The 11,652-nt window shown below is 55.4% G+C and carries 12 protein-coding genes and 4 tRNA genes; 6 read left to right on the top strand and 10 right to left on the bottom strand.

The window, feature by feature from the left end; all coding sequences use genetic code 11:
* Positions 1-1,024 (top strand): Na/Pi cotransporter family protein (locus tag BMZ81_RS11235; RefSeq protein ID WP_143072774.1); only part of this gene is annotated, 1,024 nt, incomplete at its 5' end.
* A 634-nt stretch (positions 1,025-1,658) separates the two neighbouring features.
* On the opposite strand, the gene BMZ81_RS11230 is transcribed toward BMZ81_RS11235, so the two are convergent.
* Positions 1,659-1,735 (bottom strand) — tRNA-Val (locus BMZ81_RS11230).
* Between the two features lie 112 nt (positions 1,736-1,847).
* Between BMZ81_RS11230 and BMZ81_RS11225 the strand changes: the two genes are divergently transcribed.
* Positions 1,848-2,582 carry an elongation factor P 5-aminopentanone reductase gene (locus tag BMZ81_RS11225; RefSeq protein ID WP_091132097.1) on the top strand — a complete coding sequence of 245 codons (735 nt, stop codon included), beginning with the start codon at positions 1,848-1,850 and terminating at the stop codon, positions 2,580-2,582.
* Between the two features lie 39 nt (positions 2,583-2,621).
* Here the strand turns inward: BMZ81_RS11225 and BMZ81_RS11220 are convergent, their stop codons facing one another.
* From BMZ81_RS11220 to BMZ81_RS11210, 3 genes are all read right to left on the bottom strand, one after another.
* A complete protein-coding gene (locus BMZ81_RS11220; protein ID WP_091132094.1) occupies positions 2,622-3,374 on the bottom strand; it encodes an XRE family transcriptional regulator in 753 nt (250 codons plus the stop codon).
* A gap of 221 nt (positions 3,375-3,595) precedes the next feature.
* Positions 3,596-3,680, bottom strand: a tRNA-Tyr gene (locus BMZ81_RS11215).
* Positions 3,681-3,688: 8 nt separating this feature from the next.
* Positions 3,689-3,764: transfer RNA gene (locus tag BMZ81_RS11210), tRNA-Thr, on the bottom strand.
* A gap of 124 nt (positions 3,765-3,888) precedes the next feature.
* Between BMZ81_RS11210 and BMZ81_RS11205 the strand changes: the two genes are divergently transcribed.
* From BMZ81_RS11205 to BMZ81_RS11190, 4 genes are all read left to right on the top strand, one after another.
* The gene (locus BMZ81_RS11205; RefSeq protein WP_091132092.1) at positions 3,889-4,077 is read left to right on the top strand and encodes a hypothetical protein; all 189 of its coding nucleotides are present in this window, start codon (positions 3,889-3,891) and stop codon (positions 4,075-4,077) included.
* Positions 4,074-4,307, top strand: coding sequence for a hypothetical protein (locus BMZ81_RS11200; protein ID WP_091132090.1), 234 nt, complete (start codon positions 4,074-4,076; stop codon positions 4,305-4,307). The genes BMZ81_RS11205 and BMZ81_RS11200 overlap by 4 nt, the downstream gene beginning before the upstream one ends.
* Positions 4,288-4,584, top strand: coding sequence for a sigma-70 family RNA polymerase sigma factor (locus BMZ81_RS11195; RefSeq protein WP_091132087.1), 297 nt, complete (start codon positions 4,288-4,290; stop codon positions 4,582-4,584). Before BMZ81_RS11200 ends, BMZ81_RS11195 begins: the two co-directional genes overlap by 20 nt.
* Before the next feature lie 137 nt (positions 4,585-4,721).
* Positions 4,722-5,606 (top strand): YitT family protein, encoded by an 885-nt coding sequence (locus BMZ81_RS11190; RefSeq protein WP_091132085.1) that lies wholly within the window; start codon positions 4,722-4,724, stop codon positions 5,604-5,606.
* A gap of 66 nt (positions 5,607-5,672) precedes the next feature.
* Here BMZ81_RS11190 and BMZ81_RS11185 read toward each other — a convergent pair whose 3' ends face one another.
* The 6 genes from BMZ81_RS11185 to BMZ81_RS11160 all read right to left on the bottom strand — a co-directional run bounded on the left by BMZ81_RS11185 (position 5,673) and on the right by BMZ81_RS11160 (position 11,644).
* On the bottom strand, positions 5,673-8,150 hold the full coding sequence (locus BMZ81_RS11185) for a cation-translocating P-type ATPase (protein ID WP_242942629.1): 2,478 nt from the start codon (positions 8,148-8,150) through the stop codon (positions 5,673-5,675).
* A gap of 165 nt (positions 8,151-8,315) precedes the next feature.
* Positions 8,316-8,391, bottom strand: a tRNA-Gly gene (locus tag BMZ81_RS11180).
* Between the two features lie 37 nt (positions 8,392-8,428).
* A complete protein-coding gene (locus BMZ81_RS11175) occupies positions 8,429-9,160 on the bottom strand; it encodes a hypothetical protein (RefSeq protein WP_177187297.1) in 732 nt (243 codons plus the stop codon).
* Between the two features lie 73 nt (positions 9,161-9,233).
* Positions 9,234-9,833 carry a lactate utilization protein gene (locus tag BMZ81_RS11170; RefSeq protein ID WP_091132083.1) on the bottom strand — a complete coding sequence of 200 codons (600 nt, stop codon included), beginning with the start codon at positions 9,831-9,833 and terminating at the stop codon, positions 9,234-9,236.
* 1 nt (position 9,834) lies between these two features.
* Positions 9,835-10,692 carry a YitT family protein gene (locus BMZ81_RS11165; protein WP_091132081.1) on the bottom strand — a complete coding sequence of 286 codons (858 nt, stop codon included), beginning with the start codon at positions 10,690-10,692 and terminating at the stop codon, positions 9,835-9,837.
* Between the two features lie 85 nt (positions 10,693-10,777).
* On the bottom strand, positions 10,778-11,644 hold the full coding sequence (locus BMZ81_RS11160) for a YitT family protein (RefSeq protein ID WP_091132077.1): 867 nt from the start codon (positions 11,642-11,644) through the stop codon (positions 10,778-10,780).
* Positions 11,645-11,652 lie beyond the last annotated feature (8 nt).

Below are 11,652 nucleotides of genomic sequence, written 5' to 3'. Positions count from 1 at the left end.
CATCGGTGTGAACCGCAACGCCAAGCGGGTGGCTGTCATTCACATCTCTTTTAACGTCATCGGCACGTTAACCTGTTTGATTCTCTTTTATGGCGGCAATCTGCTATTCGACTTCGCCTTTATGGACTGGACCGTGGGCGCCGTTGGCATCGCATTCTGCCACACGGTTTTTAATATGTTTACCACCCTTTTGCTGCTGCCCTTCTCCCGCCAGCTGGAAAAGCTGGCGCGGAGGCTGGTACGCAACGATGCCAAAGCCGAGAGCTTTGCATTCCTGGATCCGCTGCTGATGCGGACACCTGCCGTTGCAATTGCCGAATGCGTGAATATTGCCAATCAGATGGGCAGTCTTTCTCATCAGAATCTGCTCCTTGCCATCCAGCAGCTCTCCTCATATGAGGAGGTACGGGAGGCCGAAATTATCAGCAATGAAGACAAGCTGGACATTTACGAAGACCGCCTTGGAAAATATCTGGTGGAAATCTCCCGCCACAGCATGTCCGGTGCGGACAGCCGCACAGTTTCCCGACTATTGCACGCCATCGGCGACTTTGAACGTATCGGTGACCACGCCCTGAATCTGCAGGAGTCTGCGCAGGAGCTGCATGACAAAGAGCTCCATTTTTCGGAGGCCGTAAAAGCAGAGCTTGCAGTATTGCTGACCGCTCTGGAGGACATTATGGAGGATGCCTTTTCCTGCTTTGCTGCGGACGATCCGGTTGCCGCGCAGAACATTGAACCTTTGGAGGAGACCATTGACCGCCTGATTGAGGATATCCGTCTGAGACACACTGAACGGCTGCAAACTGAAAGGTACACTATTCGGCTGGGCTTTATTCTCAACGATTTACTCACCAATTTGGAACGGGTGTCCGACCATTGCTCCAACATCGCCATGTGCGTGATTGAGGAGAAAAACAAATTAGTGAACCACCATTCCTATATGAATGCGGTAAAAAGCGGCCACACGTTCAACAAAAATGTACATCAGGATTTACGCAAATACCAGCTCCCTCCTATTTGATGATAAGCAAGCACGCTTGAACCGCATGTGGTACATGCGGTTCTTTGTATTTTTCTGTTACTTAATATACGGACATCCTGCAGTTTCAAGCTTGAACAGGCTTAGAGGGCGTCCTGAGTTAATATCCTTAAGGATTTGGTTGTCCAGCGTGATTTCGGCCAATCACTTTTTCGGACGATTGTCCTTGGTCTATAACGTATTGCTCCGCCTGGCCTGGATGCAAACCCGCATGTGGCGGTCATAGGCTGCCTCACTGCTATCCTTCTCCCGCCAGCAATCTGCTGCGCTTTCTCCATTCCCATTTAGAATTTAATATCTCTTGGGGGTTATATGAAGCCGCCCCAGGCGGCGGTAAAAGGATTAACGGATACGACGGAGATAAGGATGTGCGCAACTTCTGAAAAAGGAAATATTGTCCCACACCTGAAGGGATCGGTGTTCGCAACTCAAATACTGGCAGTTTGAATCCACATTGTACCAGATATACGTTTGCTGCCCGCACAGTTAAAGATGAGATTGGAACCATTAAAAATGTTGAAAATGTCATGAAGCGCCACGTTACAGGCTTGGTGCTGGCAAGGCTGGTTTAACCATAAAACAAAACTCCGTAACCATTTCGGTTACGGAGTTTTGTTGGTGGACGATACAGGACTCGAACCTGTGACCCCCTGCACGTCAAGCAGGTGCTCTAGCCAGCTGAGCTAATCGTCCGCGGCGGAACGTATATAGGATACACGAAGCTGCCGGATTTGTCAATGGTTTTCTTGCAACTCGGTTAAATTTTTGCTATACTTGCGGCAGAAAACAGCAGGAGGACAAACTGATGGAACAGGTTGCACTGATTACAGGTTCTTCCAGAGGAATTGGTCGGGCGATTGCTGCGGAGCTGTCCCGGGAAGGATATGCCGTTTGCATCAACTACGTTGAAAACCGCCGGGCTGCAGAATCGCTGGCAGAAGAGATTCACAGTTGCGGCGGACGGGCGATTGCTGTCCAGGCGGACGTGGCGGATCGCCGGGCAGTGGAACAGATGGCGGCAGTTACAGAGCGGGAGCTTGGTTCGGTGTCGCTGCTGGTGAATAACGCAGGAATCTCCCGGCAAGGGTTATTTCAGGAGATGGATGATACAACCTGGGAGCGGATGTTTGCGGTCAACGTAACCGGAGCCCGCAATGCCATTCAGGCGGTACTGCCCCGCATGCTTCGCAAAAAAGCGGGATGCATCATCAACATTTCCTCCATGTGGGGACTGCGGGGCGCTTCCTGTGAGGTGGCCTACGCCTGCACCAAGGCGGCGCTGGTGGGACTGACCCGTTCCCTGGCGCTGGAACTGGCACCTTCCGGCATTCGGGTAAACGCGGTGGCCCCGGGCTGCATTGAGACCGATATGGTTCACGCACTGGGGCCGGAGACCAGGGCGATGCTGGTGGAGGAGACGCCCCTGGGACGGCTTGGCACGCCGGAGGATATTGCCGCCGCCGTGGCCTTTTTGGCGTCAGACAGGGCATCCTTTCTCACAGGTCAGGTTCTTACTGCTGACGGCGGCTTTACGGTTTAAAGGAAAAAGGATCGCGGTGCAATGCATCGCGATCCTTTTTTAGTCCTTTCCAGGCAGGGGCGGAGCATGAAGAATGACCCGACCAAAACAGGCCAGCGTCCGTCCGCTCTCCGGGCCGAACACCACATCTGCGTCCGCCCTGGCGCGGTTCAGGGAGAACAGATACACCATGCCCGCAGGATCTTTGAAATACTGCTTGCAGAGAATGTCGCCGTCCACACAGAAGATGCCCACGTCGCCTGCTTTCAACGGGTCGTGATTGACATAGGCCACGGACCCGTCAACAATCCAGGGGCTCATGGAATCCCCCTGGATGCGCACGGCAAACTCTGCTGCCTGGGGTACGCCGTCCGTCACCTGAATATAGTCGAAGTCCTCCCCAAAGACCGGGGCAGCATAGCCGGCTGCCGCCGGACTGCGATACAGTGGAATCACACGGGGGGACTGCTCGGCTCTCCCCTCTTCCAAATCATCCCGGTAGGCGCACAGGGCATCCACAACGGAGCGCACAGTTTCGCGGCCCATGGGGGAAAGCCCGCGATAGTGTTCCAAAAGACTCCGCTCCGCCTGCGTCAAAACGGTTTTGCCGGAGCGGAAGCTGTCCTGAAATAAGGTGTTGGGATCTGTCTGAAGGCAGTCGAACAGACGAAGTATAATTTCTTCTTTCGGAAAGCTGATGCTCTTTTCATAATTGCTGACAGCAGACAGGGTGACACCGAGTGTTCTGGCCAATTCCGCACGGGAGAGACCAAGCTCTTCCCGGCGGGCCCGTATCCGTTCCCCAAATTTCATGGCGATATCCTCCCCCATTTCCAATCCTGATATCAGCATACCGTATTTTAGAAAGCCTGTCAATCTAAATTAACAAGAAACTTGTAAAGTAATGATTGACACGACAGGATTCTTGTGATATGTTAATGGTAATGACAAGAATCTTGTAAAATAAAAACAAAAAAACAAGATTCATAAAAAAACTAACAATAAAAAAGCGCCCGCTATTGCAGGCGCCTAAATGGTGGGAGAGGGTGGATTCGAACCACCGAAGCCGAAGGCAACAGATTTACAGTCTGCCCCATTTGACCGCTCTGGAACTCTCCCGTTTAATTTGGAGCTGGTGGACGGATTCGAACCCCCGACCTGCTGATTACAAATCAGCTGCTCTACCAGCTGAGCTACACCAGCAGTTCCAACAGCAGGATTTATCTTATCAGAAGACACTTAATTTGTCAACAGATTTTCGCATTTTTTACGGCACATTTTATATAAAAATTTTGTAAAAAAGCTAACTTCTCAAAGGAGGGAGTTTTTGCGGCGGATTGATTGCCGTCCGGAGCACCGGGTGCTGCTGTGCACGCTGTGCGGACGGGAGATTGGAAAGGGAGAGGACTATTGGTATCTGAACGGAGAGAGCATATGCGCCAGCTGCCTGGAGGAATTTGCCAGGATAGAATTGGCGCCTTACCGGAGAACCCGGGGAAGGGAGGAAAATTTGTGACGCTTTTGGAAATGTCGGCCTTTTATGAGGCCAGTGCAGGGGCGATTCGGGGCCGGATTGTCCAGCTGCGGGAAGAAGCCAGGGCAACGAAGGATGAGGAACTGTCCAGGGTGCTGCAGCGGCGAATTGCGGAGCTGACACCACTGCTGCGGGAGATGCGGGAACTGGCCACATTGACCGCCCACTACTATGACAGGGGGTACCACAAACATGAGAGATACACCATTTGACACCCGCAGCAGCGAGTGGATCGGGGACATGACCGTTTGGCTCCGGGAGCATGCGGAGACGAATGACGAACAGCTGGGCCGTCTGCGGCGAAATCTCCGGCAGGCCCGGGAACGGGAACTGACCGCCCGGCAGCGGCAGATGCTGGCACTCTATTATGACCAGGGAATGAAGATGAGCCAGATTGCCCGGAAGCTGGGCGTAAACAGCTCAACCGTTTCCCGCACGATTCGGCGGGCACGGGAGCGGCTGTACAGATGCCTGCGCTACGGGCTGTAAAAAAGCAAAAAATCTGCGGACGGACTTGCTGCTTTCCCCTTGTAGTTTTTGGGAATAGCCCGTATAATCGGAGCAGAAGGGGTATCCTAAAATGTATCTGAAAAACGGTGACCGTCTCGGTCCCGGGGAGGAATATCATGCTGTACAATACTCTGCACAATCGATGGCTGCGGATGGTGGCCTGCGTGGCGGGCGAGCTGATCTGCGCCGCTGCGCTGAACCTGTTTATTGTCCCCTTGAATCTATATGCCGGTGGACTGTTTGGCTTGTGCCAGCTGCTGCGCACACTGGCCCAGACGTATCTCGGGATCAGCTTCGGAGCTTATGACGTGGCAGGTATTTTGTATTTTCTGCTCAATATCCCCATTCTCCTTCTGGCGTACAAAACGCTTGGAAAAAATCTGGTGGTCAAGACCGCCATCTGCACCATCTCCTATTCCCTGTTTTACAGCATCATCCCCATCCCCGCAAATCCAATTGTAGAAGACTACCTGACAGCCTGCCTGCTGGGCGGAATTCTCACCGGTGTGGGCAGCGGTATTGTACTGACCTGCGGCGGGAGCAGCGGCGGCCTGGATGTGGTGGGCCTGTGTCTCAGCAAAAAGGGCAGCCAGTTTTCCGTTGGAAAGTTTTCCCTGTCCTTTAATGCCGTACTGTATATGGCCTGCCTGATTCTGTTCAGCCCGGAGGTCACCATTTATTCCGTAATTTACAATTTCTTCGCTGCCATGGTATTGGACCGGATGCACCAGCAAAACGTGACGGTGCAGGCCCTGATCTTCACAAGAGAGGATGAGAGCTCCCTGGCACAGTTCATTATTGATAAGCTGGGCCGCAGCGTGACTTATTGGAACGGTGTGGGCGCCTATACGGGGGAGACGGTCCATGTGCTGTGCGTGTGCCTTTCCAAGTATGAGATTGAGGAATTGATCCACACGGTACACACCATTGACCCCCACGCCTTCCTGACGGTTCAGGAGGGGACCCGGATCTACGGCAACTTTCCGCGGAAGTTGGAGTGAATGGCCCCGGTCAAACAGCAAAGCGGCCCCGCTGCATACGCAGCGGGGCCGCTTTGCTTGCGGGTGTTATCCGCGCCGCCTCCGGGGAGGCTGTTCTCCGCTGAAGGCCTGCCGGGTACGCCGGCGCGTTGCCTTTCGCTCCCGCCGCCGCTCCAGCATGGCTGAGCAGCGGTCAAAAATGCGCTCAAAGGTCATCTGGATGGGCACCACCAGCAGCACCAGCGCAACCAGGACCAGCCAAGCGGCAAAACTGAGGGATGACAAGGCAAATACGCTGCCAAAGAACACCACAGCGATCAACATGGCGGCGGACATCGTGACCAGCAGAAGGACACGTTTCAGATCCAGGGGGCGGGCCGCGTAATAAATCACAGTCAGACTGTTGACCGCCATGAGAATGACACAGATGGTGGACAGTTCCTCCAGCGTCAGACCGAAGGTAAACACAAACAGCTCTGCAAAAAGGATGACGAAAATCGCGGTAAGGCCACCTGGAAAGGCCCGGCGCAGCACATTGTGGAGGAATTTTCCCTTTACCAGATCGTGGTTCGGCTCCAGAGCCAGGAAAAAGGAGGGGACGCCGATGGTCAGGGCGGAGATCAGCGTCAGCTGAATAGGGACGAAGGGATAGGGAAACGCTGCAAACAGCGTGATAATGGCCAGGAAAAAGGACAGGATGTTTTTCACCAGGTACAAAGCCGCGGCCCGCTGGATGTTGTTGATCACCCGGCGGCCTTCTGCCACCACCTTGGGCATGGCGGCAAAGTCACTGTCCAGCAGTACCAACTGGGCCACCTGACAGGCGGCGTCCGCCCCGGAGGCCATGGCCACGCCGCAGTCCGCATCCTTCAGCGCCAGCACGTCATTGACGCCGTCGCCGGTCATGGCGACCGTGTGGCCCTGGCTCTGGAGAGCCCGGACGATTTTTCGCTTCTGGTTGGGCACCACCCGCCCGAACACCGTATACTGCCGGACGGCCCGGGCGATCTCCTGATCGGTTTTCAGCTCCCGGGCGTCCACCCAGTCTCCGGCGCCGTCAATACCTGCCTGGGCCGCCACAGCAGAAACCGTCACCGGGTTGTCCCCGGAAATGACCTTCACAGCTACTCCCTGGCTGTGGAAGTAGTCAAAGACCTTGGGTGCCGCCGGGCGAATAGGGTTTTCCAGCACCAGCAGGGCCATGGGCAGCACCAGGCCATGCAGCCGCCCCTCTTCCGCCCCGTCGCATTGGGCCAGCAGCAGGACGCGGCAGCCCTTTTCCGCATAGTATTGAGTGCGGTTCTTCAAGGGAGCAAACTCGCTGCCCAGCACGTATTCCGGCGCGCCGATCACATAGGCGCCCCGGTCCAGAAAGTTCACGGCGCTCCATTTGGTGGCGGAGCTGAAGGGCACCGCGCCCCGGTTCGGCCAGCCGGGGCCGTAAGAAAACTTCTCCGCAAGGGCCTTGGCCGTGTCGTTATCCGGTTCCAGCACCCGGTAGAAGGCGCCCAGCACATCGGCGATATCCGTGTCGCTCCAGGCCTCCGGATCCAAGGGCACCACTTCCCGTACCTCCATCTGGGGACTGGTCACCGTGCCGGTCTTGTCCACGCAAAGGACGTCCACCCGGGCCAGGGTTTCGATGGCGTTCATCTCATGAATCAGCGTCCGGTTTTGGGCCAGCCGCACCACACTGACGGCCAGCGCCACAGAGGTCAGCAGAAACAGCCCCTCGGGAATCATACCGATGAGGGCAGCCACCGTGCTGACCACCGACTGGCGCAAGCCCAAATCCTGAGAGACGTACTGATTATAGAAAAGCGCTCCGCCGATGGGAATCAGGGCCACGCCGATGAAGCGAATCAAATGGTCCAGAGAGCGCATCATCTCGCTCTTGCCGGGTCCGGCGTCCTTTTTGGCCGCCAGCGTCAGCTTGGAGGCATAGCAGTCTGCCCCTACCAGGTCCATTCTCGCCCGGCACTTACCGGAGATGATGAAGCTGCCGGAAAGCAGCTGATCCCCCGGACCTTTGGAGATGGCGTCGGCCTCGCCCGTGATCAGCGCCTCATTCACTTGTACCTGACCGGTAAGCACCGGGCCGTCGGCGGGGATTTGGCATCCGGCAAAGAGCTCCACCACATCCTCCCGTACCAGAGAGGCGGTGGGCAATTCCACAAGCTTTCCGTCCCGAATGGCACGGACTTTGGCTGCTGAGAGCAGGGACAGCTTTTCAATGGTCCGCTTGGAACGAATCTGCTGGACGATACCGATGACAGCATTGGCGGCCACAATGGCCAGGAAGGTCATATCCTTCCAGTCTCCGACCAGGATCAGCGCCGCCGCCAGCACGATAAAGATCAAGTTGAAGTAGGTCAAAAGGTTTTCCCGGATGATCTGCCTGTCAGATTTGGTGGGCGAATCCACCGGTCGGTTATCCCAGCCCGCTTCGGCCAAGGAACGGGCCTGAGATGCGGTGAGGCCCTGGGACGGGGCGGGATTGTGGCGGAGCATTTCCCGCCGGATGAACTCTGGCGCAGATTCTGAAGGACGCTGTTGCTTTTTCACGGGAAAGCCCCCCTTTTCGACAGTTTTTTCACCTATTATAACAATCGGTGGGACATTTGTACAGGCTTATTCTTCGCGTAAAAAGGCGCTGTATTCCATGGGAATAAGGACGGAGACTTATCTCAACATAACAAAAGACCTCATCCAATCGGATGAGGTCTTTTCTGGAGCGGGCAACGAGGCTCGAACTCGCTACCTCCACCTTGGCAAGGTGGCGCTCTACCAGATGAGCTATGCCCGCGAGACAAGGAGTATTTTAGCAAAGAGTACCGTCCTTGTCAACCCTCTGGCATCAAAAAATTTTCATCTGCGCCTGTTTCCTCGGCCGGAATATCCGACAAGGCAACAGCCGGTTCCTCGGGCGGAACATCCATCAAAAATTCAATCAGACCCACCGGGCCGGTGGCGGGGTAATAGTTCACCGTCCACTTGGGTGTCTCCGTCAGACCCCGATCCACACGAACCTGGGCCATGGCGGACTCCACCTGAGACTGACTGTCCTGTCCCCAGTAGCCAATGCGGACGGCCAGCTCAGTCTTTCCGTCTGCCAGGGCGGCATCCAGCAAGCTGTATAGAGCTCCGGTACTGGTGGCGTTTACAACGGATTGAACCTGCTCCGCTGTGCGGCGATAACCGATTTGAATGGAGACCTCATAATAGCTTCGCTGAGACTGACTGGAGGAAGTGATATACTCCACCGCATAGGCGCCCATAGAGGTCTCCTGCTGAACCTCTGTGGTGGCCTTCTCCAGAATCTCTGCCACGGTGATATCATCCTCGTAATTATAGAGACGCAGCGCGGCGGTTTCCGTGTGCTGACTGATTAGAATCAAAAGGTCGTTGACGATGTCCTGATAATTCTCCGCCCGCAGGGTGTCGGCAATCTCACTCTCCCAAAATTTGCTGCTGTGTGGTTCTGCGGTACTGTACTCCCGCTCCAGCAGAGAGGAACACCCTGCCAGAGTCAGGCATGCGAACAGCAGGACAGCAATCCAGCCTTTTTTATGCACAGGGTACGCCTCCTTTTCCAATCAGCATGGATTGATGCCGGGAACGACAACATTCGTGCGGCAAACCTGCCGGTTAAAGTCCCAGCTCCTCGTCGATTAAAAGAACCTCCGCAGACATTCCGGTCATGGGCGCCCACAGCGTTGTCATCCCGCGGCAGACACGGTCCGGGCTTTTGCAGTCATAACAGCGGTCGGCCTTTATGGCGCAGGGCGTCTTCCTCCCCATTTGCTGTGCCCGCCGGGGAGCGGCCACGTTTCTGGCACGCCAGACGGCCTCCTCATAGGTGGGGGCAAGCTTATTCCGGCCAATGACGTAATAGATGGTCTCGTGCCCAAACAGCATGCTGGCAAGCCGGTTGCCCATGCCGTCGATGCTGACCATCTCTCCGCTTTCCGCCAAGGCATTGACGGAGGTACAGTAAACCCGGTCAGTCATGGCCGCATGGCGCGCGGCCATATCATCGTTGCTCTTCCAGTGCCAATGGACGGTGTTGTGGGTGGAGAGCGCTTCGTAAAGGCCCATGTCCCGCAGGGTGGCGGATCCGCCAAAGCCTACGGTGGTGCCGTCAATTTTGGCGTTCAGCCACTCCGCGGCCTCCGCCGCGGTAGAAAACATATGTACGGTGTAACCGCGCTCCTCCAATGCTTTGGCCGCTTTCTGTAAGTCTGCCATTTTAAAATTCCTCCTTTTGATATTCCCCGAACCCTTCACCCAGTACATCATGCGCATCACACACAATCAGAAAGGCGCCGGGATCGATGTTGTGGACGACCCGTTTAATCTCTACAATTTCCTTTTGCTTAAAAGCCACCAGCAACACCCGCTTTTCCTCGCCGGTATAGGCCCCCTCACCCCGAAGCAGCGTGACGCCGCGGTTCAGCTTCTGCAGCAGGACGTCCGTAATGTCGTGCCAGCGGTTGGAGACAATATAGGCCACCTTGGAGGTATCCAGGCCGTAAAGCACCATATCCGTCACCTTGGCGGATACATAAAGCGATACGACGCTGTACAAAATCAGCTCAAACCGGCCGAAAACGGCAGCGGACATTGCCAAAATAATAAAGTCCGGCACAAGCATCAATGTTCCCAAGGGAAGCCAAGGGAACTTCAGCCGGAGCAGCCTGGCCAAAATGCTGGATCCACCGGAAGTTGCACCTTGGCTGAAGATGAAGCCCACGCCCAATCCCATGACAGCACCGCCGAAAAGGGCCGCCAGCATGGGATCCATGGAAGGGACCGGCCACAGCGCCATCATGACGTCAATAGAGACAGAGAGCACCGTGACACAGAATAAGGAAGAAGCCAGCATATGGAAGCCGAGCAGCTTCCAGCCGATTAAAAACAGAGGTAAATTGACGGCAAAGGACGCCGTTCCCACGCTAATCCGGGGAAACAGGGCGTTGACAATCAGGGCAAGGCCTGTCACGCCGCCGGTATTCAGCTGATTTGACGCAAAAAAGCAGTCGACAGACAGGGCGATGAGCAGGGCACCCAGAGCTACGATTCCATAGGACTTCAGCTTTTGTTTCATAAAACACCTCTGATTATGCCGAGGGGGCGATTTGCCGCCCTGGGGAATATACCGTTTCTGACTTCTTTCTGCACGGCTGCTGTCTTTAAAGTTCTTCTTTTTGATATTCCCCGAAGCCCTCGCCCAGCACATCATGGGCGTCGCACACAATGAGAAACGCGGCGGGATCGATGCGGTGCACCAAACGTTTGATTTCCACAATCTCCGTTTGCTTGAAGGCCACCAGCAGAACCCACTTGGAATCTCCGGTGTATGCACCCTCGCCTTGGAGGAGAGTGACACCGCGGTTTTGCTCCCGCAAAAGTGTGTCGGAGAGCGTTCTCCAGTGGTCGGATATAATATAGGCCACTTTGGAGGTGTCAAGACCATAGAGCACGGCATCCGTTATGCGGGACATGATAAAAAGCGCGACCAGGCCGTACAAAGCAGATTCTACGCTGCCAAACGCCAAGGCTACCAATGCCAGCACCAGGCCATCCGGCAGCAGCATCAGCTTTCCAAGGGGAAGCCACGGAAAAACCAGCTTTAAAAGCTTGGCAACAATATCGGTTCCGCCGGAGGTGGCGCCCTGGGAAAAAACCAAGCCGAAGCCAAGCCCCATCAGGGCGCCGCCGCAGAGGGTTGCCAACATGGGATCCATGGGGGAAAAGGTGTACAGTTCCGCAATCACATCAATGGCCAGGGAACTGACCGCCATGGAGAACAGAGAGGAGGCCAGCAGGTGAAAGCCGATAAATTTCCAGCCAGCCAAAAACAGAGGGATATTCAGCACCATTGCAGCAATTCCCACGCCCACCTGGGGGAAGATGGCATTGATGACCTGGGCGAGGCCTGTTACGCCGCCCATGGCAATCTGGTTGGGCAGGAAAAACCAATCGAAGGACAGGGCAAACAACAGGGATCCAAGGGCAATCATGCCGTAAGATAAAATGGCTTTTCTCACTGATTCCATAAGACGCC

Origin of the sequence: Oscillibacter sp. PC13 (assembly GCF_900115635.1) — a bacterium.
In the GTDB taxonomy this organism is placed as follows: Bacteria; Bacillota; Clostridia; order Oscillospirales; family Oscillospiraceae; genus Oscillibacter.
The sequence above is the reverse complement of the archived record's forward strand: the minus strand, read 5'-3'. Positions and strand labels throughout refer to the sequence as shown.

Coding starts and splice junctions, on each gene's coding strand:
- BMZ81_RS11195 (WP_091132087.1), top strand. CDS start 4,288: ATGAGAGATACACCATTTGACACCCGCAGCAGCGAGTGGATCGGGGAC.
- BMZ81_RS11190 (WP_091132085.1), top strand. CDS start 4,722: ATGCTGTACAATACTCTGCACAATCGATGGCTGCGGATGGTGGCCTGC.
- BMZ81_RS11165 (WP_091132081.1), bottom strand. CDS start 10,692: ATGAAACAAAAGCTGAAGTCCTATGGAATCGTAGCTCTGGGTGCCCTG.
- BMZ81_RS11220 (WP_091132094.1), bottom strand. CDS start 3,374: ATGAAATTTGGGGAACGGATACGGGCCCGCCGGGAAGAGCTTGGTCTC.
- BMZ81_RS11160 (WP_091132077.1), bottom strand. CDS start 11,644: ATGGAATCAGTGAGAAAAGCCATTTTATCTTACGGCATGATTGCCCTT.
- BMZ81_RS11225 (WP_091132097.1), top strand. CDS start 1,848: ATGGAACAGGTTGCACTGATTACAGGTTCTTCCAGAGGAATTGGTCGG.
- BMZ81_RS11170 (WP_091132083.1), bottom strand. CDS start 9,833: ATGGCAGACTTACAGAAAGCGGCCAAAGCATTGGAGGAGCGCGGTTAC.